Source organism: Eubacteriaceae bacterium Marseille-Q4139, from assembly GCA_018223415.1.
Taxonomy (GTDB): domain Bacteria; phylum Bacillota; class Clostridia; order Lachnospirales; family Lachnospiraceae; genus CABSIM01.
On sequence record JAGTTQ010000001.1, the window covers coordinates 3,179,041 to 3,199,660 of the forward strand.

Here is a 20,620-nt window from a genome sequence, read left to right on the forward strand (position 1 = left end):
TATAGAATACAATGTCCAGGTGCAAAAGTCCATGGGTTTTGGCTACTTTTCTGCGTGAGGAAGGCGGCCGCGGAAGAACCGTTTTTTGCACTCCGACCAGGAGAACGGGATCAGAGGGTAGATGTAGCTCTTCCCGGCGATAGTCTTGTTGAAGACGACGGCAAGGACGGCGAGGGCCGTGCCGATGAGAAAGCCCCAGAGGTTCAACAGGGAAGTCAGAACCAGCAGGATCACGCGCATGAATTTTAAGGCGTAGCCGAGCTCAAAGCTTGCCTGGGAGTAGTTGGCAATCGTCACAAAGGCCATGTAGAGCATGGTTTCGCTGTTGAACCAGCCGGATTTCACCGAGTATTCACCGAGGACGATACCGGCAATGACGCTTAAAGGCGTCGTCAGCATGCTCGGCGTATTGACGGCAGCCAGCCGCAGGCCGTCGATGGCAAATTCCAGGATCAAGAGCTGGAAAATTAACGGCACATGGATCTCGTCGGCCAGCAGGATAAACTGGAGCCAGTCGGGGATCCAGTGGGGATTCTGCATGAGCAAAAGCCAGACCGGCGTCAGAAACAGGGTGAGAAGGCTTACGGTCATGCGGGACAGGCGAAGGTACGTTCCTGTGACCGGCGGAAAATAATAGTCGTCGGCTTCTTCAATGATGTCAAAGACGGACGAGGGCAGGATCATGCAGGCCGGAGAGGTGTCCACAAGGATTACGATGCTGCCTTCCAAAATGGACGCAGCCGCCGTGTCAGGCCGCTCGGAAAAACGGAATTTCGGGAAAGGATTGTACCATTTATAGGGGAACAGGCACTCGGCCAGGCTCTCCTGGTTCATGGTGAGGGCGTCCACATGGAGCTTTTCAATCCGCTCCTTGATGGTGGAAAGCAGCTTTTCGTCCACCCGTTTTTTCATATAGCAGACGGCGATATCCGTGTGGGAGCTGTCGCCGGCCGACAGGATTTCCACGGTGAAATTCGTATCGCGGATGCGGCGGCGGATCAAGGCCGTGTTGAAAATTAACGTCTCCACAAAACCGTCCCTGGAACCGCGCAGCACCTTGTCTTTGTCCGGTTCTGTGACGCCGCGGGCCGGGTAGGTGCGGCAGTCGATGGTGATGCACTGGCCGTACCCGTCGATAAACAGGCAGGTGAGGCCGGAGAGAAGCTGGACGGCAATCTGGCTGTCCTCGGAGAGAAGCCCTGTTTCGCCGTAGCTCACATACTGTTTGGAAAAATCATGGGCATTTTCGGGCATGTCCGCAGGCTTTATGGAGGCGAAGCCCTGCATGAGCCGCAAAAGCACCTCGTCCTTTGTGAAGCCGTCCACGAAATACAGGCAGGCCTGTTTCCCGCCGATTTCGATGGTATGATAGACGATGTCGAAGTTTTTGGACACGTCAAAGAGGCTGTGAAAATGTTCCATGTTCTGTTTGATATCTGAGGAAATCTTCATATTTCATCCTTTCGGCATATGATGCAGATGTTTTGTCCTCTAATATGCCCCAAAGCATGAAAGATTATGCAGGCGCCGCCACGGGCTGTCAGTGAATTTACTATATTCTGTTTGTGCATATTTTACGAGATAATCCGTTGACAAAACGGGAAAAATCTGCTATATTACACAATGTAATGAAGTTGAAGGGGTATCAATTTCGTGAAACTGTATAAGGTGAGGTATTGTACGTGAAGAAAGGCTGCATTCATTGGGGGAATGCAGCCTTTTGCCTTGCGGGTGTGCCTCGTGCAGAGGAACATGCCTGGCGGAGAAGACGTGAATTACGAAACGCCGGAAAGCTCGCGGATCACCTCGCCGGCAATGAGAAGCCCGGCCACCGGCGGGACAAAGGCGATGCTTGCTGGTGCTGGCCGGCCTGTGTTTTTAAGCTCTCCTGGGATGTCAGGCGTCCTTGGGATTTCCTCGGAATAGAGGACTTTTAAGGACGCAATCTCCCGCTTTTTTAACTCCCGCCTCATGACGCGGCAGAGGGGGCAGACGTTTGTCTCGTAAATGTCGGCGATTTTAAAAAGCTCCGGGTGCAGCTTGTTGCCCGTCCCCATGGAGGAAATCAGACGGAGTCCGTTTTCCTTGGCATAGACGGCCAGAGCCAGCTTGGCGCTCACCGTGTCGATGGCATCGATGATGTAGTCCGGCTTCCCGGGAAAAGAAGCAAAGACTTCGTTCAGGTTTTCCGGGAGTACGAAGGCGTCGCTCACCGTGACCTGACAGGAGGGGCTGATGTCGGAAAGCTTTTCCTTCATGACCTCTGTTTTTTTCCGCCCTACGGTGCTTAAAAGGGCAATGCTCTGGCGGTTGATATTGGAGGGGGCCACCTGGTCGGCATCCACGAGGAAAAGCGCCCCGATTCCGCTCCTTGCCAGGGCTTCGGCGCAGTGGGAGCCGACGCCTCCGAGCCCGAAAACGGCCACAGAAGCGTTTTGAAGGCGCAGAAAGCCGTCCTCGCCTAAAATCTGAATCGTTCTTGTAAAAATTTCTCTGTTCATCCATGAGTCTCCATTTCCATCCGGCGGCGTCTGCCTGCCGGAATCTTTCATTATTCTAACATATCTTCCCTTTTTTTGCAAAACCGTGTATAATGGAGAAAAAGCGTCCCGGTTTCAGAAAAAACAGAGGCGTAAGACTGCGTCCGGACGTTGGGGGACGTTCCGGGCAGAAACGGGAGGAAGATGATTTTGGGGGAACAACAGAAAAAGAAAGCAACCATGATGACAGACGGCGTGATCTGGAGGCAGCTCATCGGCTTTGCCGTGCCGTTACTTTTGGGAAACCTGCTCCAGCAGCTTTACAATACGGTGGACTCCATCGTCGTGGGCCAGTTCATCGGAAGTGAGGCGTTGGCGGCCGTCAGCTCCAGCAACTCGTTAATCAACCTGATTATCGGCATGTTCATGGGAATTTCCACCGGCGCCGGCGTCGTAATTTCCCAGTATTACGGGGCAAAGGCGGAGAAAAAGATGCAGCAGGCCGTTCACACGGCCATCACCCTGTGCATGATCGGCGGCGTGATCCTGATCTTTGTGGGAATCCTCTTTTCGCCGTTTATTCTGCGGCTCATGGGGACGCCCGAGGAGGTCATGGTAAACTCCGTTATCTATTTCCGAATCTTTTTCTGCGGCTCCTTGTTTAACTTAACCTACAACATGGCGGCCGGCATCCTGCGGGCCGTGGGGGATTCCAGGCGCCCGCTCTATTATCTCTGTGCCTCGTCCATTACAAATATCGTCCTGGACGTGGCCCTTGTGGTGCTGTTCGGCATGGGCGTAGAAGGCGTCGCCATCGCAACGGTCGCCTCCCAGTGCCTTTCCATGTGTCTGGCTCTCTGGGCGCTCACGAGGACCGAGGATATTTACCGGCTGGATTTTAAGAAGCTGAGGCTCCATCCGCTTATGGTGAAGATGATTATGACCCAGGGGCTTCCGGCCGGGGTCCAGCAGTCCATCATCTCGCTGTCCAACGTCATCGTCCAGGCCAACATCAACGCCTACGGCGCCATGGCCATGGCCGGTTTCGGTTCTTACCTGAAAATCGAGGGCTTTGCACAGCTTCCGATGCAGAGCTTCTGCCTGGCGGCCACCACGTTCACGGGACAGAACATCGGCGCGAAGCGGTACGACCGTGTGAAAAAAGGTATGCTTCAGAATCTGGTGATCTGTTTCCTTTATGCCGGCGCTGCCTGTATCCTGCTTTACATTTTTGCACCGGTGCTGACGGCGATCTTCAGCGAAGAGCCGGAGGTGGTGCGGTACGGTACCCTGACCATGCGGCTCGTGATCCCGTTTTACATGGCGATCCCGATCCACCAGGTTTTAATGGGCACCATGCGCGGCGCCGGAAAGACGTTTGTTTCCATGATGATCTCCGTGGGGAACATGTGTATCCTGCGTATGATTTATATTAACCTTTTCGTGCCGTTTTTCCCGAGCTACGAGGCAGTCCTGCTTTGCTACCCGATCACCTGGGCCAGCACGGCAACCATGGATATTCTTTATGCATGGCGGGGAAAATGGCTTCCAGAAGAAGAATAAAAAGAGGAGTGCGATATGAAAGACGGATTTCTGCGGGTGGCTGCGGCCACGCCGGAGGTGAAGGTTGCCGACCCGGTGTTCAACCGGGAAGCGGTATGCAGGCTGATGAAAGAGGGAGAAAAGGCCGGGGCCAAAGTCATGGTGTTCCCGGAGCTTTGCCTGACGGCATACACCTGCGGCGATTTGTTTCTTCAGGACAGCCTGCTTTTGGCGGTAAAAAGGGAGTTTGAGACCCTTGTGGACTTCACGAAAGACATGGACATGGTATTTTTTGTGGGGCTTCCATGGGAAAAGGGCGGAAAGCTTTATAACGCGGCGGCTGTCATAAAGGGCGGAAAGCTTCTCGGAGTCGTTCCGAAGAAATATCTGCCCAATTATTCGGAATTTTATGAGCTCCGCCATTTTAAGCCGGGAAACGACGTGCCGGAGTTTATTGAGTGGCGGGGAGAACGGGTGCCCTTTGGGAGCCGCATCCTGTTTCCATGCAGGAATGTCCCGGGGCTTATCCTTGCGGCGGAGATCTGCGAGGATGTCTGGGTCATGGATCCGCCGAGCATTTCCCACGCAAAGGCCGGCGCCACAGTCATTGCCAACTGTTCGGCCAGCGATGAGACAACGGGAAAGCATGCCTACCGGAACAGCCTGATTTCCGGCCAGTCGGCAAGGCTTGTCTGCGGCTATATTTACGCCAACGCCGGCGAGGGGGAATCCACTCAGGATCTGGTGTTCGGCGGCCACAACCTGATTGCCGAGGACGGGACGATTCTGGCTTCCTCGAAGCGGTTTTCCGGCGGCGTTATATACGCCGACCTGGATCTGGAGCGGATTAAAAATGAGAGGCGGCGGATGACGACCTTTGAGCCGGAGGAACCGGCCGGCTATGTGCAGGCGGAGTTTGAGCTGGCATGCGAGGAGCTTTCCCTGAACCGCTATATTGATCCGGCGCCCTTTGTGCCTTCCGATGAAGGCGAGCGGGCAGAGCGGTGCGAGGAGATTCTGACGATTCAGGCCATGGGCCTTAAAAAGCGTCTGGCCCATACCGGGGCGGCCCATGCGGTCGTGGGAATTTCCGGCGGCCTGGATTCCACGTTAGCCCTTCTCGTGACGGCCAGGGCTTTTGACATGTTAAAGATCCCGCGGGAAAATATTTTGTCGGTGACGATGCCCTGCTTCGGGACGACGGACAGGACGTACCACAATGCCTGCCTTCTTACGAAAAAGCTCGGCGCAGAGCTTAGAGAGGTCAACATAAAAGAGGCTGTCACCATCCATTTTAAGGATATCGGCCATTCCATGAATGACCATGATGTGACTTACGAAAATTCCCAGGCCAGGGAGAGGACGCAGGTGCTTATGGATCTTTCCAACAAGACGGGCGGCCTGGTGATCGGAACCGGCGACATGTCGGAGCTGGCGCTTGGGTGGGCCACCTATAACGGCGACCACATGTCCATGTACGGCGTCAACGCCTCGGTGCCGAAGACGCTGGTGCGCCATCTCGTCCGCTACTACGCCGATACCTGCGGGGACGCAGAGCTTCGCGCAGTGCTTCTGGACATCCTGGATACGCCGGTGAGCCCGGAGCTTCTCCCGCCGGAGGACGGAAAAATCTCCCAGAAAACAGAGGATCTTGTGGGGCCCTATGAGCTTCACGATTTCTTCCTCTATTATATTCTTCGTCTGGGATACCGGCCGGGAAAGATTTTCCGCCTGGCAAAAATTGCATTTGAAGGCCAGTACAGCCCTGAGGTAATCTATAAGTGGCTAAACACCTTCTACCGCCGGTTCTTTTCCCAGCAGTTTAAGCGTTCCTGCCTGCCGGACGGGCCGAAGGTGGGTTCCGTGGCCGTATCGCCGAGAGGCGATTTAAGGATGCCGAGCGACGCGGCAAGGCGCGTGTGGATGGACGAACTGGAAACAATAAAGCCGAAGGAAGCATAGCATGATTACAAGCACAAAAAATGAACAGGTAAAGCATGCGGCAGAGCTTTTAAAAAAGGCGAAGACGCGGAACGAAGAAGGGCTTTTTGTGGCCGAGGGCACAAGGCTTTGCCAGGAAATCCCGAAGGAGCGGGTGGAGCGGCTGTTCCTTTCGGAAAGCTTTTTAAAGGGCAGTGACGGGAGCCGTTTCCTTAAGCAGTTTGAGGGCTGCCGGACGGAAGAGGTGAGCGATTCCGTTTTCGCATCCATGGCCGATACGAGGACGCCGCAGGGTGTTCTGGCAATCGTCCGCCAGTACGCCTATACGTTTGACGACATGTTCCCTAGAGGCGGGGCGGCCCATCTTATGATCCTGGAAAGCCTCCAGGACCCGGGGAACCTGGGCACCATCGTCCGGGCCGGTGAGGGAGCGGGAATCACCGGCGTCATCATGAGCCGGGATACGGTGGACATCTATAATCCCAAGGTGATCCGCTCCACCATGGGTTCTGCGCTCCGTGTCCCGTTTCTTTACACAGAGGACATCCTGGAAGCATGCGCGGAGATGAAAAAACGCGGCGTCAGGCTGTATGCAGCCCATTTAAAGGGCAGGAATAATTATGAGCAGGAAGATTATACTGGTAATACCGGCTTTCTCATCGGGAACGAAGGGAACGGCCTGAGCGATGCGCTTTCGCAGACGGCTGATGCCTGGGTGAAGATCCCCATGGCCGGTAAGGTGGAGTCGCTCAATGCGGCAGTGGCGGCCTCGGTTCTGATGTTTGAGGCCGCAAGGCAGAGGCGGCTTTCGACAGACAAAGGAGTGAGCGTATGACGGCGATAGGCTGGCTGATTGTTTTTGTGATCCTGATCGGGATCGAAGTGATGACGATGGCGCTTACCACCATCTGGTTTGCCGGCGGCGCCCTGGCGGCGTTTTTCATGGCCCTGGCAGGCCAGCCGGTGAACGCGCAGCTCGTCGTGTTTCTGGCGGTTTCCTTTGTGCTTTTGATCTTTACGCGGCCCTTTGCCGCAAGGTTCATAAACAAGGGAACCATAAAAACAAATGCGGAGAGCCTGGTAGGGAAAAAAGCCAGGGTAACTTCGGAAATCAACAACGGGATTTCTGCCGGGGCGGCCGTCTTAAACGGCCAGGAGTGGACCGCCAGGTCGGCGGACGATGCCCAGGTCATTCCGGAAGGGGAAACCGTTGTTGTGAAGGAAATCCGCGGTGTGAAGCTGATTGTTGAGAGAGTGAAAGAGGGATAGGAGGTAACGGAAATATGGGATTTATACTTGTGACAATTCTTGTGCTGATTGTGCTCCTTCTGTTGGTTTCCTGCATCCGGATCGTGCCCCAGGCCAGCGCGGTCGTAGTGGAGCGGCTTGGAGCGTACCTGGATACCTGGTCCGTGGGACTCCATTTTAAGATGCCGTTCATTGACCGTGTGGCGAAGCGTGTGGTTTTAAAGGAGCAGGTGGTGGATTTTGCGCCGCAGCCGGTGATTACAAAGGACAATGTCACGATGAAAATCGACACGGTGGTGTTCTTCCAGATCACGGATCCGAAGCTTTACGCATACGGCGTGGAGAACCCGATCATGGCCATTGAAAACCTGACGGCTACGACACTCAGGAACATCATCGGCGACCTGGAGCTTGACCAGACGCTGACCTCCAGGGAAACCATCAACACGAAGATGCGGGCTGCCCTCGATGTGGCCACTGATCCGTGGGGCATCAAGGTAAACCGCGTGGAGTTAAAGAATATCATCCCGCCGGCAGCCATCCAGGATGCCATGGAGAAGCAGATGAAGGCAGAGCGGGAGCGCCGTGAAGCCATCCTGCGGGCAGAGGGCGAGAAGAAGTCCACAATCCTTGTGGCAGAAGGAAAGAAGCAGTCGGCGATTCTGGATGCCGAGGCTGACAAGCAGGCGGCCATCCTTCACGCCGAGGCGGAAAAGGAGAAGCGGATCCGCGAGGCAGAAGGCCAGGCGGAGGCGATCCTTAAGGTTCAGCAGGCCAACGCGGAGGGCATCCGCATGATTAAAGAGGCAGGCGCCGATGCGGCCGTCCTTCAGATAAAGAGCCTCGAGGCCTTTGCGAAGGCGGCTGACGGAAGAGCCACGAAGATCATCATCCCATCGGAAATCCAGTCCATTGCAGGCCTTGTAAAGAGCTTGACAGAGGTTGCAGGAGCCGGGGACGACGGGAAAAATGCATAGAAATAGTTAGGAGAAATGCCGGATGACTGGAAAAGACAAAGGGAGAAGAATCCAGAACAGCTCTTTCGGCCTGGATGCCATGCACATTGTGATTGGGGCGGCCGTTGTCGTTCTGGCGGTGATTTCTTTCATCGACCCGGACGGCAACATGGCGCTGTTCCCGTTAATTTTTCTGCTGGCGGCCGTTTTGAACCTGGTGACGGGAAATTACAGGCTCGGCCGCAGCGGGCGGGACAAGAAACGCCGTTTATCGGCCGTCCTTCAGATGTTTTTCGGCCTTCTCCTTCTGGTGCTCTGTATCATAAGCGCAGTCAGCATCTGGTGGAGGTAGGAAATGAAAAGCGAGATTCTTAAGCTCTTAAAGGAGGCAGAGGGCTACATATCGGGACAGGAGCTCTGCGAGCGGTTCGGCGTATCCAGGACGGCCGTCTGGAAGGTTATCAATCAGTTAAAGGAAGAGGGATATGAAATCGAAGCCGTCCGGAATAAGGGATACATTCTGACGGGAGTCGGGGATGTCCTTTTGGCAGAAGAGCTGGAGAGCGCCATCCATACGAAGTGGGCCGGACATCCGGTGATCTGCTTCGGCGAGACGGATTCCACGAATATCCAGGCCAGGCGCCTGGCAGATGAAGAGCATGCGCCTCATGGAACCCTTGTGACGGCGGAACAGCAGAACGGCGGCAAAGGCCGGAGGGGCCGGACATGGGAATCGCCGTCCGGCGTCGGGATCTGGATGAGCCTTCTGTTACGCCCGGAAATCCATGCGGTGTCTGCGTCCATGCTGACCCTGGTGGCCGCTTTGGCGGCGAAAAAGGGGATTTTTGAGGCCACGGGCATCCAGTCGGAGATCAAGTGGCCAAACGACCTCGTTTTAAATAAGAAAAAAATCTGCGGGATCCTGACGGAGATGAGCACGGAGCTCATGGAGATCCAGTACGTCGTGATCGGGACAGGCATCAACGTAAACATAAAAGAATTTCCGGAAGAGATAAAGGAGACGGCCACGTCGCTGTTTCTGGAGACCGGGAAAACCCATAACAGGAGCCGCATCATTGCAGGGATCATGAAGGCCTTTGAGGAATACTATGAGATTTTTGCAGAGACGGAAGACATGTCGGGGCTCATGGAACAGTACAACAAGAGCCTGGTGAATTTAGGACGCGAGGTCTGCGTGCTGGCGCCGTCCGGGGAATTTCGCGGGATCTGCGAGGGCATCGACGACCAGGGCTCTCTCATCGTAAGGCGTGAGGATGGGACGGTCTCCCATGTGGTTTCGGGAGAGGTTTCCGTGAGGGGGATTTATGGATACGTCTAGGAAAAACCTCTACGGAGGGATCCAGACGGTCTTCCCGAAAGGCCGGGAGCTTCAGCCGGAGGAACGGCTTCTGGCGGCGAAAAAGCCACTGCTTGCCTGGTACGGAGAGCACAAGAGGGAGCTTCCATGGAGAGAGAACCGGGACGCCTACCGGATCTGGATTTCGGAAATCATGCTCCAGCAGACGAGAGTCGAGGCCGTGAAACCGTATTTTTTCCGTTTCATGGAACATTTCCCGGACATTTCTTCTCTGGCGGCGGCCAGCGAGGAGGAGCTTTTTAAGTGCTGGGAGGGCCTTGGCTATTACAGCCGGGCCAGGAATTTAAAGCGGACGGCGGAAATTGTCAAGGCAGAGTACGGCGGCGTCCTTCCGGCTTCCAGGGAGGCGCTTTTATCCCTTCCCGGGATCGGGAGCTACACGGCAGGCGCCATCGCTTCCATCGCATACGGCCTTCCGTGTCCCGCCGTGGACGGCAATGTGCTCCGGGTTTTATCAAGGGTGACGGGAAGCCGGGAAGACATTTTAAAGCAGTCCGCGAAAAAGAAGATGGAGGCGCTGGCAGAGACGCTTCTTGCAGACGGAGACGCCGGTGACATCAACCAGGCGTTAATCGAGACGGGAGCCATCGTCTGCGTCCCCAACGGGGAGCCGCTCTGTCCGGAATGCCCGTTTTATACGGTCTGTGCGGCCAGGGAACAGGGGCTTACGGGGGAAATTCCCGTGAAAGCGCCGAAAAAGAAGAGGAAAATTGAGGAAAAAACCGTATTATTACTGGAATATGGGGATAAAATAGCCATAAGGAAGCGAGAGGATAAAGGACTTTTGGCTTCCCTCTATGAATTCCCGAATCTTCCGGGGAAGCTTGCTCAGACAGAGATAGAGGCGCTGTTTTCGTTTCCTGTGGAGACGGAGAGCACCTGTTCGGCGCGCCATATTTTCAGCCATACGGAATGGCACATGGCGGGATACGTGATCCGTCTTCCGGAAAACCTTCCGGACGGCTGGAACCAGGCGCTCCCGGGCGGCCTGATCTTTGCAGAGTACGGCGAGCTTCAGGGCAGGTATGCGGTTCCAAGTGCCTTTGCGGCTTATAAAAAACTTCTGGAGGAAAGACAGGGAGGATGAAGCCATGAAGAAGATGCTGTTTATTGTGAATCCGCGGTCAGGGAAGGAACTGATGAAGGGGCGTCTGATGGAGGTTCTCGATATTTTCTGCAAGGCCGGCTATTATCCGACGGTTTATCTGACGCAGAAGCCCGGGGACGGAAGGGAGCAGGCGAAAAAGCTCGGTTCCCATGTAAATCTCGTGGTGTGCAGCGGCGGCGACGGGACGTTAAACAGCGTAGTGTCGGGGCTCATGGAAGGGAAAAAAATGCCGAGGCTCGGCTATATTCCGGCCGGTTCCACCAACGATTTTGCAAGGAGCATGAAAATCCCCTCAGACATTAAAAAGGCAGCGGAGCTTGCCGTCACCGGCATTCCGAAGACGCTTGACATCGGCAGGTTCGGCAGCAGCCAGTATTTCGTCTACATTGCGGCCTTTGGGGCTTTTACGGAGGTCTCCTATAAAACATCCCAGGGAACGAAAAATATCCTGGGGCACCAGGCTTATATGTTAGAGTGCGTCAAGCACCTGTCGTCCTTAAAATCCCATAAAATGAAGGTGGAATGGGACGGGAACGAGCTGGAGGAGGAGTTTATTTTCGGCATGGTGACGAACTCGGTCAGCGTGGCCGGCTTTAAGGGGCTTGTGACTCAGGACGTAGTCATGGACGACGGGCTTTTTGAGGTGCTTTTGATCCGCGCGCCGCGAACGCCTGTGGATTTCTCGAATATTATCTCCTATATGTTCCTTAAGGAAGAGGAAAACGACTATGTCTTTAAGTTTAAGACGGATAAATTAAAGGTCACATCGGAGGAACCGGTGGACTGGGTCCTGGACGGGGAGTTCGGCGGCTCCATTACGGAGACGGAGATCGAAAACGTGTTCCGGGCAGTTTCCTTAAACGCCGGAAAACCAAAGAAAGAAGCCGCAGAATCCAGAAAGAAAATTGTTGAAAAATGTAATTAGATAGTATATAATGAACCGTTGTGGAAGAACGTAACATAAGGCAGATTCCACCTGAAAGGGCGTTTTTTGTGGAGAAAGAAGTATTTTTAGAAAAACTCAAGAAACTTGTCGAGCTTGGAAGGTCAAAGCAGAATGCATTGGACGTGACGGAAATCAATGACTTTTTTGCCGGAGACAATCTGGGCCCGGAGCAGATGGAGGAGATTTATAATTATCTGGAGCACAGCAACATTGATGTGGTTCCGATAATCGACGACGCATTGCTTGCGGATGATGATTCCCTGCTCCTGGACGATCTGGACGGCGATTTTATCGACAAGGGTGAAGAGGACATCGACCTGGATGCCATTGATCTTCTTGAGGGCATCGGAACCGAGGATCCGGTCCGCATGTACTTAAAGGAGATCGGCACGGTTCCGCTTTTGTCTGCGGACGAGGAGCTGAGGCTTGCAAAGAGGAAGGCCGAAGGGGACGAGGCGGCAAAGGAGCGTCTGATCGAGGCAAACCTGCGTCTTGTAGTCAGCATTGCAAAACGCTACACGGGACGCGGCATGAGCTTCCTGGATCTTGTCCAGGAGGGAAATCTGGGCCTGATTAAGGGCGTAGAAAAGTTTGATTACACGAAGGGGTATAAGTTAAGTACATATGCTACCTGGTGGATCAGACAGTCGGTGACGAGGGCGCTGGCCGACCAGGCCAGGACGATCCGTGTGCCGGTGCATATGGTGGAAACCATCAACAAGATGTCAAAAATGCAGAGAAAGCTTACGCTGGAACTTGGCTATGAGCCGTCGGTGACAGAGCTTGCGGATGCCCTGGAAATGTCCGAGGACAAGGTGATGGAGATCATGCAGATTGCCAGAGAGCCCGCATCTTTGGAGACGCCCATCGGCGAGGAGGACGATTCCAACCTGGGAGATTTCGTTGCCGACAGCAACGCGCTGACTCCGGAGGGGAATGTGGAGTCCGTTATGCTGAGAGAGCATATCGACGCCCTGCTCGGAGATTTGAAGGAAAGGGAGCGCCAGGTGATTGTGCTCCGGTTCGGGCTTGAGGACGGCCATCCGAGGACGCTTGAGGAAGTTGGAAAGGAATTCAACGTCACCAGGGAGCGTATCCGCCAGATTGAGGCGAAAGCATTGAGGAAACTTAGAAATCCTGTCCGCAGCAAGCGGATCCGGGATTTCCTGTAAATGGAAAAGGGGGCAGCAGGCGAGGCCGGCTGTCCTCTTTGCATGGGCGGAGGAAGCCATGAACCAGAGGAATTACCAGAAGGAACTGGATAAAATCATAGAGGGGCTTGAAAAGGAAGGGCGGGTGCCGTCGCTCCTTCTCCATAGCTGCTGTGCGCCTTGCAGCAGCTATGTGCTGGAATATCTGTCCAGGTATTTTGCCATTACGGTTTTTTATTATAACCCGAACATTTACCCGCCCGAGGAGTACGTCGAGCGGGAGGCCGAGCAGGAGCGGCTGATTTCGGAGATGGAATTTGTCCATCCGGTGCGGTTTTTAAAGGGGACGTATGATCCCGAGCGGTTTTACGAGACGGCAAAGGGCCTGGAGGCAGAGCCGGAGGGGGGACGCCGCTGTACGGAGTGCTTTAAGCTGCGGCTTCGGGAGGCGGCCAGGGAGGCGAAAGAAGGCGGCTTTGACTTTTTTACGACGACGCTCACCATAAGCCCGTTAAAGGACGCGAAACGGCTCAACGCCATTGGCGAGGAAGAGGGGGAGGCGGCCGGAGTGCGCTTCCTTCCGTCGGATTTTAAGAAGAAAAACGGCTACAAGCGTTCCACGGAGCTTTCCGCCCTTCATCATTTATACCGGCAGGATTACTGCGGCTGCGTCTTTTCCAGAGAGGAAAGAAGAAAACAGGCGGCCGCGTCTCCTTGACAGCCGGGACATTCTATTATAGAATGCAAGAGAGAGGAAGGGGATATTATGGTATCAAAAAAAATACAGGTTGTAAATCCGACGGGACTGCATTTAAGGCCGGCAGGGCTGGTCTGCCAGACGTCGATGAAATTTACGTCAAAAGTCAATCTTTTGTATAAGGACAAGGAAATCAACGCCAAAAGCGTCCTGAATGTCATGGCGGCCGGGATCAAATGCGGGACGGAGATTGAGGTCTGCTGCGAGGGGCCTGACGAAAAGGAGGCCCTTGAGGCTGTCTGCAAACTGATCGAGACGGAGCTTAAGGATTAAACAGGATCATTATCATATGGAACATTGGAGGAAGAAACGATGAGTGAGCCAGAAAATTGCGGCGGAAGCTGCAGCACCTGTTCTTTGGACTGCGACAGCAGGAAGACGGGCAAAAACAGCTTTGAGGAGAAACTGAGCGAGGGAAGCTCGGTAAAGAAGGTAATCGGAATTATCAGCGGAAAGGGCGGCGTCGGAAAGAGCCTTGTGACATCCATGATGGCGTGCCGGATGCGGGCGAGGAACCACAGGACGGCAATCCTGGATGCAGATATTACAGGGCCGTCGATTCCAAAGTCCTTTGGCCTTCATGAGCCGGTGGGCGTGACGCCGGACGGGAAACTGATGATCCCTGGCGTCAGCGCGACGGGAATTGAGATTATTTCCGCAAATATGGTGCTGGAAAACGAGACGGATCCCGTGATCTGGAGAGGCCCGGTCATTGCCGGCGCTGTCAAACAGTTCTGGGGCGAGACGCTGTGGCAGGATATTGAATACATGTTCGTGGACATGCCTCCGGGAACAGGTGACGTGCCGCTTACGGTGTTCCAGTCGCTTCCGGTGGACGGCATCATTATCGTGACGTCGCCGCAGGAGCTGGTGTCGATGATCGTAGCGAAGGCCGTGAACATGGCAAAGAAGATGAATGTCCCGATTCTGGGCCTTGTGGAGAACATGAGCTATCTCACCTGCCCGGACTGTGGGAAAAAGATTTCTGTTTTCGGTGAGAGCCACCTGGAAGAGGTTGCAAAGGAATACGGCATCCCGGTTCTGGCTCAGATCCCGATCCGGCCGGAAATCGCAAGGGCTGTGGACGAGGGAACCGTCGAGTATATCGACGCAGATTTCCTGGATCATGCGGCCGATGTGGTGGAAAGCCTGTAATAAAGTCTGGAAAGAAAAACCCCTGGTTTCTTTTGGGAAGCCAGGGGTTTTGTGTATGTTAGACGGGATTTTTTGTTTTTACAGCAACACCTTTTTGTTGTCAGCGCCGGGTGTCGTCACGATAACCGTTTCCGGGGTGATAATAAGAGCGCCCTTGGCAGTGGCGGCGCCTTTAAACATGTCGGATACCAGCTTTTTGTAGGTGTCGACGACGGGGCCTTCAGTGGTGTACACGGCCGTCCCTTTGATCTGGTAGCCCTCCATGGAGGCGGGATCGCAGGCGGAGACGGCAATTTTTCCGTTGGCCTCGATGTTTTTCAGCGTGGTCTCTAAGAAGACGTCGCCGACGGTGAGGGTGCCGTCTTCTGCCACGGCCTTAAAGGCCACGGGAACGGCGTTTGGCTCGTCGGAGCAGGTTGCCAGGTACCAGATCTGTTCGTTTAAGAGCTTTGTCACGTTTTCATTTAGTTTCATGTTTTGTTTCCTCCGTTTCGTTTTTGATGGCTTCATTATAGGAGAAAAACTGCGGCAGAGGAAGATATAAGCAAATTTATGAGCTGATATGAAATTTCATAGTAACTTGTAAAATTGCTGACAGGCAGTTACAATGAAAACAGAAAGGGGGAATGGTTCATGTACCAGAGAAAAATAGAAAAGGATATCCGCTGCCCGCTGGAATACGGGCTTGAGATTTTCGGCGGAAAGTGGGCGTCCCGCATTATCTGCGTGCTGGCGGAAAAGGAGACGCTGCGGTACAGCGAGCTTCGCAGAGAGATGGGGAATATTACGGACGCGGTGCTGGCTGCCTCTTTAAAGCAGCTCATTTCCGATGAGATTGTGGCGAGGAAATCCTACGACGAGATTCCGCCGCGGGTGGAATACAGCCTGACGGAGCGCGGGAAATCCGTCGTCCCCATTCTCCAGAGTATCTGCCGCTGGGCCGGTGCCTTCCATAAGGAGGATTATGAAAACACGATGATCCAGTGCAGAAAATGTGATTACAGGAATTAAGGTGCAGGCGGGTTTTCCTGAATGTAGAACAGGATTTTCGTGATGTATTCGTTTTTGTCCCTGGCGGTAATGTAGTCATGGAGGCAGAACTCATAGGAATCGGAGCATAAAGTCAGGGCATGGGCGGCGCAGTAGTCCAAAAGCTTTTGGTAGGAAAGGCCGATGGACTCATAGGAGCCGAAATGGTGGATGGTCACGCAGGTGCCGGCCGGCAGTTTTTTGATGGCTCCGGTTTCCTGGGAGCTTTCAATGGGAAGGAAGGCCGTGGAGGCCTCGGTGAAGCGCCCGGCCCTGATTTTGTCCAGGGGCACGATGACGCCGGACTGGAGAAAGACCGGCAGGTTTTCCCGGAAGGCCTGGGCGTAGCACTGTTTCGTTGCGAGGCTCACTTCCGTCAGGGAATAGGGCGGCATCACGTCCCGGCAGAAAATGTACTGAGTTTCCGCCCTTTCCACGGAAAACTCCCGGTTTTCCGGCTTTGCGGCTTCTTCCATCTTGTCGCAGCGGTGCTTCAGGCGGCTTTTTATGAGCGTCAGCTCTTTCAGTTTTCCTTCGATGGCAGACATCTGTTTTTTTAAGACAGCGATGCTGGTCTCAAGATTCGAGCTTTCCATGTATTCCCGGATTTCTTCCAGGGAAAACCCGATCTTTTTCATGATTAAAATCGTATCCAGGTCGTCGAGCTGGCCGGCGCTGTAATAGCGGTAGCCGTTTCTGGGATCCACGCAGGCTGGTTTAAAAAGGCCGGTCTTATCGTAAAAGATCAAAGTCTGCTTGGAGATATTCTGATAATCTGCCAGCTCGCCGATGGTGAACAGGTTCTTTTTGTCCATGTGCGTTTGCCTTCTTCCCGGTTTTTTGTGAACGCTTAAAGTTTACCACATTTCTTTGGCCGTTTCCATGATGAGAAAAAATAATTTTTGTTTTAATGTTCTTTTAATTTTTCTCCGGTATCATAAGGGCATAAACAAAGAAACAAAATCCATGAAAAATAAATTTTCCAAGGAGGAGACGATACGATGAAAAAGATGTTTCGAGTTCTGACTGCTGCGTTTGTAATGGGAGCAATCCTTGTCCCGACTGCATTTCATGCGATGGGAGCCGAAGTAAGTGAAGCCAGGGCGAAGGAGATAGCCATGGAACATGCCGGCGTGTCCTCAGATCACATTGCCTTTAGCCGGACGGAACTGGAGTATGAAAAAGGGCGCCAGGTCTATGACGTGGAGTTCTATACGACGGATTATATGGAATATGACTACGAAATTGAGGTGTCGACGGGAAACATCCTTTCTTATGATTACGACGCAGAGTATTACCAGGCAGATAAGGCCAGGGAAGAGGGACGCTACCACAACGGGACATTAAAAGCACAGGAAAATCCCGGACAGGTGAAGCTTGAGGATGCGAAAAAGACGGCTCTGGCACATGCCGGCGTTTCCGAGGATCAGGCCGTATTTTTAAAGACAGAGACGGATTACGACGATGGCCGCCAGGTTTATGAGATCGAGTTTTTCACGGAAGATTTCCGGGAGTATGATTATGAGATCGACACGGAGAGCGGGGAGATCGTAAGCTATGATTTTGAAGTGAAGGCCGTAAAGGAGACGAAGGCGGGAGGGAGCCCGGTAAGCGCCGAGGAGGCAAAGAAAATCGCTGTCGCCCAGGCAGGGCTTAAGGTTTCCGATGTGACCTTTGTGGAGTTCGAGCAGGATTATGACGACGGCCGCCTCACTTACGAGGGGGAATTCCTTCATGGAACAGACAAGTATGAGTTTGAGATCGACGCCTCTGCGGGCGCTGTGACAGATTGGGAAAAGGAGAGCATTTACGATTAAGGATATTGTGACTGACGGCGGGCCGATTGGGGCCTGCCGTTTTTTCCGTGAAAAACAGTTGCCAGACGGCCTGTTTGCATTTAAAATGATAAGTACCGGCTCGAGTTTGGCCGGGAAGAAAGGATGCAGGGAAGGAAATGGAAAAGAAGAACTACGGGATCATCGTCCTGGATCTGGACGGGACGCTGACGAACAGGGAGAAGAAGATCACGCCGCGGACGAAGGCAGCGCTTATGGAAGCCCAGGAGCGCGGAAAGATTGTCGTTTTGGCTTCGGGGCGGCCGACGATGGGCGTCATGCCGCTTGCGAGGGAGCTTTCGCTTGAAAAATACGGCGGCTACATCCTTTCTTTTAACGGCGGAAATATCATAAACTGTGCCACCGGGGAGCTGGTGTTTTCCAGACAGATTCCCATCGAAGCAAACAGGAACATCATCTGGCTGGCTGAGGACAGCCGTGTGGATTATCTGACATATGAGGGAGATCACCTGGTGACAAACAACCGGGAATGCCCTTATGTGAAGCTGGAAAGTTCGATTAACCATATGGAACTGGTGGAAAAGGAGGACATGGCATCCTATGTGGATTTCCAGGTGCCGAAGTTTTTGCTGGCTGACGACGGGGACTACCTGGCGACCGTGGAGCCGAAGGTGAAGGCGGCACTGGGCAAAAATTTCAGCGTTTACCGGTCGGAGCCGTTTTTCCTGGAAATTCTTCCGCGGGGCATCGACAAGGCCCAGAGCCTTGCAAGGCTTCTCGAACGGCTTGGGATGACGAAAGAGGAGATGATCGCCTGCGGCGACGGCTATAATGACCTTTCCATGATCCGCTTTGCCGGCCTCGGCGTTGCCATGAAGAATGCGGTTTTTCCGGTCAGGAAGGCGGCAGATTTTATTACTGCCTCCAACAATGACGACGGCGTTGCGCTGGTGGTGGAAAAATTTATGGTGAATTTGTAATAGTTCAGCCATGCAGAACCATCTGGCAAAATGCTGTGTGGGAGCTTGCTCACTAAGCAGTATTTTGCCAGATGGTTCTATACGGTGAACGCCCGACATGAATAATTTGACGGCCAATACCATTTTTCTTCTATTAAATATAATGGAATCCGTCAAATTATGAATGGCATGGCTGAACTGTTACACAAATTTATAACGATTTCGCGGAAATGCTGGACGTAATAACTTTAATGTGTTAAAATGTGAATGCGAAAGGCAAAAACTGGAAGATGTTATATTCATAAATTTTACGCGAGAAGGGGAATTGCAAAATGAACAAGAAAATTAAGACAGAAGCTGTGGATCATCTTTTTGAGGCGATCCTGACGTTGCAGTCGCCGGAAGAGTGCTATGCGTTTTTTGAGGATGTCTGTACGGTGAATGAACTGCTGTCGCTGTCCCAGAGGTATGAGGTCGCAAAGATGCTTCGGGAAAAGAAAACGTATCTCGACATTGCCGAGACCACGGGCGCTTCCACTGCAACCATAAGCCGTGTGAACCGGTCGCTGAATTATGGGAATGACGGTTATGACATGGTGTTTAAGCGGATTGAGGAGAAGAAGAGCGGGGAATAAGAGTGTGGAAAAAAGGGATTTCCGGGGCAAAAAATCATGCGCCGGAGATCCCTTTCTTAAGTTATTCCACCTTTTTAAATACCGATTTCGGCTGGCCGCAGACGGGACAGTGATAATCGTCGGGCAGCTCCTCGAACGGCGTTTCGCCATCGTAGACATAGCCGCAGATACCGCAGACGTATTTGGCAGCCGCCGGTTTTTCTTCTGCCTCCTCCTTAATATAGGTGGGGGCATTTTTCGGGCTCTTTCCCTTGATGACGTTGTGGTAGTAGGCATATGTCATGGCTTCGCCGTCTTTTAAAAGGTCGGCATCCAGCACGCGCCCTAAGAATACGGTGTGGGTCTCGGTTTCCATCTTGTCAATGACCTCGCAGACCATGTAGGCGCAGGCATCTTTTACGATGGGAAGGCCTTCTTTTGTCTCGTATTCCACAGATGCGAACTTGTCGTTGTCCTTTCCGGACTGGAAGCCGAAGGTTCCGATGAGCTTTGGATCCGACTCCTCTGAGAGGATGGAGACGGCAAATTTTCCTGTTTTCTGGATACAGGAATTTGTGAAGTTGTCATGGTTGATGCTGACTGCCACGGAAGCCGGCTCCGAAGTAATCTGCATGGCGCTGTTGGCCGTACAGCCGGTGGGGCGTTCTCCGTCCAGAGTGGATATGATGTAAACTCCATAGGAGAGCTTACGGAATGCAAACGGGTTGATACGCATCAATCCTCCTTTCAGGATCGTTTTTATTTTTTCTTTTTCGGCGGGGTTTCCTTTCGGATCTCGTCGGTCAGGGCCTCGATCATCTGCTTTTTCAGGAAGACGTCGAAGGCCAGCTCGCAGATAAAGGCAAAGAGCTGGAGGGAATCCCGTTCCGGCTGCTCCACGCCTGAAAAGCTTTTTTGCGCCTCCTCGAATTTCGCCGTCACATCGTCTTTCAGCCGCTGCTTCTGATCGTGGGCCATGGAAAAGACCTCGTCATAGATCTCAGAGAGCGGCAGTGCAGTTTCGCCGAAGTGGTTCTCAGTCACATTGGAGAGGACGGCTTCGATGTCGTTGAAGGTTAAAACATTTTTAAAATAGTAGATAAAGATCAGGAGCAGCAGGTGCTCCTGGGTGTATTTCTTCTTCACAGGCGACGGGAGAAGATTGTTTTTGGCATAATTGTTAATCATGGTCTTTGTCAGGATTTTGTCCTCCGGATACCGCTTCATGTCTTTTAAATGGTCTTCCATAAAGGTTGTCACCTGATCCATGTATAAGTCGATCTTGGGGATTTCGCCGAGCTTTATATGGCTGAGCCCGTCAAGGCGGTCTAACAGCATTTGCAGCTTTTCTTCGTTGGTTTTCATGACATGATGGCTCCTTTCATGCTCTATTATATAGTAATAAAAACCAGATGACAAGAGGCAAAAGAGACGAAAATCGGAAGCAGAAAAAGATTTTTCCATCCGACAGTGACAGGGACGTGAAAATATGGTATGATGACCGCACAGCGGGCATTTTACCTGCGCATGCCGGTTTCTGCGTTTACCGCAGAAAGCCGG

At 53.1% G+C, this 20,620-nt stretch carries 23 protein-coding genes; 17 read left to right on the forward strand and 6 right to left on the reverse strand.

The genetic code is table 11. The features are described from left to right. Positions 1-42: 42 nt before the first annotated feature. Entirely contained in the window at positions 43-1,452 is a 1,410-nt protein-coding gene (locus KE531_15185) for a spore germination protein (protein MBR9954934.1), read from the reverse strand. Between the two features lie 323 nt (positions 1,453-1,775). Continuing rightward, positions 1,776-2,501: a tRNA threonylcarbamoyladenosine dehydratase gene (locus KE531_15190; GenBank protein ID MBR9954935.1), complete on the reverse strand. Its 726-nt coding sequence runs from the start codon at positions 2,499-2,501 to the stop codon at positions 1,776-1,778. 222 nt (positions 2,502-2,723) lie between these two features. Between KE531_15190 and KE531_15195 the strand changes: the two genes are divergently transcribed. The 13 genes from KE531_15195 to KE531_15255 all read left to right on the forward strand — a co-directional run bounded on the left by KE531_15195 (position 2,724) and on the right by KE531_15255 (position 14,662). After that, on the forward strand, positions 2,724-4,043 hold the full coding sequence (locus tag KE531_15195) for an MATE family efflux transporter (protein MBR9954936.1): 1,320 nt from the start codon (positions 2,724-2,726) through the stop codon (positions 4,041-4,043). 15 nt (positions 4,044-4,058) lie between these two features. Next, complete coding sequence (locus KE531_15200) at positions 4,059-5,984, forward strand: NAD(+) synthase (GenBank protein ID MBR9954937.1); 1,926 nt, start codon at positions 4,059-4,061, stop codon at positions 5,982-5,984. Between the two features lies 1 nt (position 5,985). Then, complete coding sequence (locus KE531_15205) at positions 5,986-6,798, forward strand: RNA methyltransferase (GenBank protein MBR9954938.1); 813 nt, start codon at positions 5,986-5,988, stop codon at positions 6,796-6,798. Next, a complete protein-coding gene (locus KE531_15210; GenBank protein MBR9954939.1) occupies positions 6,795-7,232 on the forward strand; it encodes an NfeD family protein in 438 nt (145 codons plus the stop codon). The genes KE531_15205 and KE531_15210 overlap by 4 nt, the downstream gene beginning before the upstream one ends. Before the next feature lie 14 nt (positions 7,233-7,246). Next, a complete protein-coding gene (locus tag KE531_15215; GenBank protein MBR9954940.1) occupies positions 7,247-8,188 on the forward strand; it encodes an SPFH/Band 7/PHB domain protein in 942 nt (313 codons plus the stop codon). 22 nt (positions 8,189-8,210) lie between these two features. Beyond that, entirely contained in the window at positions 8,211-8,519 is a 309-nt protein-coding gene (locus KE531_15220; GenBank protein ID MBR9954941.1) for a hypothetical protein, read from the forward strand. Positions 8,520-8,522: 3 nt separating this feature from the next. Beyond that, the gene (locus tag KE531_15225; protein ID MBR9954942.1) at positions 8,523-9,506 is read left to right on the forward strand and encodes a biotin--[acetyl-CoA-carboxylase] ligase; all 984 of its coding nucleotides are present in this window, start codon (positions 8,523-8,525) and stop codon (positions 9,504-9,506) included. Further along, positions 9,493-10,632 carry an A/G-specific adenine glycosylase gene (mutY, locus tag KE531_15230; protein ID MBR9954943.1) on the forward strand — a complete coding sequence of 380 codons (1,140 nt, stop codon included), beginning with the start codon at positions 9,493-9,495 and terminating at the stop codon, positions 10,630-10,632. The genes KE531_15225 and mutY overlap by 14 nt, the downstream gene beginning before the upstream one ends. Positions 10,633-10,636: 4 nt before the next feature. Continuing rightward, a complete protein-coding gene (locus KE531_15235; protein MBR9954944.1) occupies positions 10,637-11,578 on the forward strand; it encodes a YegS/Rv2252/BmrU family lipid kinase in 942 nt (313 codons plus the stop codon). Positions 11,579-11,646: 68 nt separating this feature from the next. Then, entirely contained in the window at positions 11,647-12,771 is a 1,125-nt protein-coding gene (gene rpoD / locus KE531_15240; protein MBR9954945.1) for an RNA polymerase sigma factor RpoD, read from the forward strand. A 58-nt stretch (positions 12,772-12,829) separates the two neighbouring features. Continuing rightward, positions 12,830-13,468, forward strand: coding sequence for an epoxyqueuosine reductase QueH (locus KE531_15245; GenBank protein MBR9954946.1), 639 nt, complete (start codon positions 12,830-12,832; stop codon positions 13,466-13,468). 48 nt (positions 13,469-13,516) lie between these two features. Further along, the gene (locus KE531_15250; GenBank protein MBR9954947.1) at positions 13,517-13,780 is read left to right on the forward strand and encodes an HPr family phosphocarrier protein; all 264 of its coding nucleotides are present in this window, start codon (positions 13,517-13,519) and stop codon (positions 13,778-13,780) included. 39 nt (positions 13,781-13,819) lie between these two features. Continuing rightward, entirely contained in the window at positions 13,820-14,662 is an 843-nt protein-coding gene (locus KE531_15255; GenBank protein MBR9954948.1) for an Mrp/NBP35 family ATP-binding protein, read from the forward strand. 78 nt (positions 14,663-14,740) lie between these two features. Here KE531_15255 and KE531_15260 read toward each other — a convergent pair whose 3' ends face one another. After that, the gene (locus KE531_15260) at positions 14,741-15,136 is read right to left on the reverse strand and encodes a pyridoxamine 5'-phosphate oxidase family protein (GenBank protein MBR9954949.1); all 396 of its coding nucleotides are present in this window, start codon (positions 15,134-15,136) and stop codon (positions 14,741-14,743) included. 159 nt (positions 15,137-15,295) lie between these two features. Between KE531_15260 and KE531_15265 the strand changes: the two genes are divergently transcribed. Beyond that, positions 15,296-15,673 carry a helix-turn-helix transcriptional regulator gene (locus KE531_15265; GenBank protein MBR9954950.1) on the forward strand — a complete coding sequence of 126 codons (378 nt, stop codon included), beginning with the start codon at positions 15,296-15,298 and terminating at the stop codon, positions 15,671-15,673. Here KE531_15265 and KE531_15270 read toward each other — a convergent pair. Continuing rightward, positions 15,670-16,506, reverse strand: coding sequence for a MerR family transcriptional regulator (locus KE531_15270; GenBank protein MBR9954951.1), 837 nt, complete (start codon positions 16,504-16,506; stop codon positions 15,670-15,672). The two genes, KE531_15265 and KE531_15270, sit on opposite strands and share 4 nt — an antisense overlap. Positions 16,507-16,692: 186 nt before the next feature. Between KE531_15270 and KE531_15275 the strand changes: the two genes are divergently transcribed. The 3 genes from KE531_15275 to KE531_15285 all read left to right on the forward strand — a co-directional run bounded on the left by KE531_15275 (position 16,693) and on the right by KE531_15285 (position 19,081). After that, complete coding sequence (locus tag KE531_15275) at positions 16,693-17,508, forward strand: PepSY domain-containing protein (GenBank protein ID MBR9954952.1); 816 nt, start codon at positions 16,693-16,695, stop codon at positions 17,506-17,508. Positions 17,509-17,645: 137 nt separating this feature from the next. Beyond that, a complete protein-coding gene (locus KE531_15280) occupies positions 17,646-18,467 on the forward strand; it encodes an HAD family phosphatase (protein ID MBR9954953.1) in 822 nt (273 codons plus the stop codon). A 311-nt stretch (positions 18,468-18,778) separates the two neighbouring features. After that, positions 18,779-19,081, forward strand: a complete 303-nt coding sequence (locus KE531_15285) for a TrpR YerC/YecD (GenBank protein ID MBR9954954.1) — start codon at positions 18,779-18,781, stop codon at positions 19,079-19,081. A 61-nt stretch (positions 19,082-19,142) separates the two neighbouring features. Here the strand turns inward: KE531_15285 and KE531_15290 are convergent, their stop codons facing one another. Beyond that, positions 19,143-19,790 (reverse strand): flavin reductase, encoded by a 648-nt coding sequence (locus KE531_15290; GenBank protein ID MBR9954955.1) that lies wholly within the window; start codon positions 19,788-19,790, stop codon positions 19,143-19,145. A gap of 29 nt (positions 19,791-19,819) precedes the next feature. Further along, positions 19,820-20,425 carry a DUF1836 domain-containing protein gene (locus KE531_15295; protein MBR9954956.1) on the reverse strand — a complete coding sequence of 202 codons (606 nt, stop codon included), beginning with the start codon at positions 20,423-20,425 and terminating at the stop codon, positions 19,820-19,822. Between the last annotated feature and the right edge of the window lie 195 nt (positions 20,426-20,620).

Bases quoted from the DNA above. Each gene is read 5' to 3' on its own strand.
- KE531_15235 (MBR9954944.1), top strand. From the start codon at position 10,637: ATGAAGAAGATGCTGTTTATTGTGAATCCGCGGTCAGGGAAGGAACTG.
- KE531_15285 (MBR9954954.1), top strand. From the start codon at position 18,779: ATGAACAAGAAAATTAAGACAGAAGCTGTGGATCATCTTTTTGAGGCG.
- KE531_15205 (MBR9954938.1), top strand. From the start codon at position 5,986: ATGATTACAAGCACAAAAAATGAACAGGTAAAGCATGCGGCAGAGCTT.
- KE531_15200 (MBR9954937.1), top strand. From the start codon at position 4,059: ATGAAAGACGGATTTCTGCGGGTGGCTGCGGCCACGCCGGAGGTGAAG.
- KE531_15255 (MBR9954948.1), top strand. From the start codon at position 13,820: ATGAGTGAGCCAGAAAATTGCGGCGGAAGCTGCAGCACCTGTTCTTTG.
- KE531_15220 (MBR9954941.1), top strand. From the start codon at position 8,211: ATGACTGGAAAAGACAAAGGGAGAAGAATCCAGAACAGCTCTTTCGGC.
- KE531_15225 (MBR9954942.1), top strand. From the start codon at position 8,523: ATGAAAAGCGAGATTCTTAAGCTCTTAAAGGAGGCAGAGGGCTACATA.
- KE531_15245 (MBR9954946.1), top strand. From the start codon at position 12,830: ATGAACCAGAGGAATTACCAGAAGGAACTGGATAAAATCATAGAGGGG.
- KE531_15260 (MBR9954949.1), bottom strand. From the start codon at position 15,136: ATGAAACTAAATGAAAACGTGACAAAGCTCTTAAACGAACAGATCTGG.
- KE531_15250 (MBR9954947.1), top strand. From the start codon at position 13,517: ATGGTATCAAAAAAAATACAGGTTGTAAATCCGACGGGACTGCATTTA.
- KE531_15295 (MBR9954956.1), bottom strand. From the start codon at position 20,425: ATGAAAACCAACGAAGAAAAGCTGCAAATGCTGTTAGACCGCCTTGAC.
- mutY (MBR9954943.1), top strand. From the start codon at position 9,493: ATGGATACGTCTAGGAAAAACCTCTACGGAGGGATCCAGACGGTCTTC.
- KE531_15270 (MBR9954951.1), bottom strand. From the start codon at position 16,506: ATGGACAAAAAGAACCTGTTCACCATCGGCGAGCTGGCAGATTATCAG.
- KE531_15190 (MBR9954935.1), bottom strand. From the start codon at position 2,501: ATGAACAGAGAAATTTTTACAAGAACGATTCAGATTTTAGGCGAGGAC.
- KE531_15195 (MBR9954936.1), top strand. From the start codon at position 2,724: ATGACAGACGGCGTGATCTGGAGGCAGCTCATCGGCTTTGCCGTGCCG.
- KE531_15265 (MBR9954950.1), top strand. From the start codon at position 15,296: ATGTACCAGAGAAAAATAGAAAAGGATATCCGCTGCCCGCTGGAATAC.
- KE531_15275 (MBR9954952.1), top strand. From the start codon at position 16,693: ATGAAAAAGATGTTTCGAGTTCTGACTGCTGCGTTTGTAATGGGAGCA.
- KE531_15210 (MBR9954939.1), top strand. From the start codon at position 6,795: ATGACGGCGATAGGCTGGCTGATTGTTTTTGTGATCCTGATCGGGATC.
- KE531_15280 (MBR9954953.1), top strand. From the start codon at position 17,646: ATGGAAAAGAAGAACTACGGGATCATCGTCCTGGATCTGGACGGGACG.
- KE531_15185 (MBR9954934.1), bottom strand. From the start codon at position 1,452: ATGAAGATTTCCTCAGATATCAAACAGAACATGGAACATTTTCACAGC.
- KE531_15215 (MBR9954940.1), top strand. From the start codon at position 7,247: ATGGGATTTATACTTGTGACAATTCTTGTGCTGATTGTGCTCCTTCTG.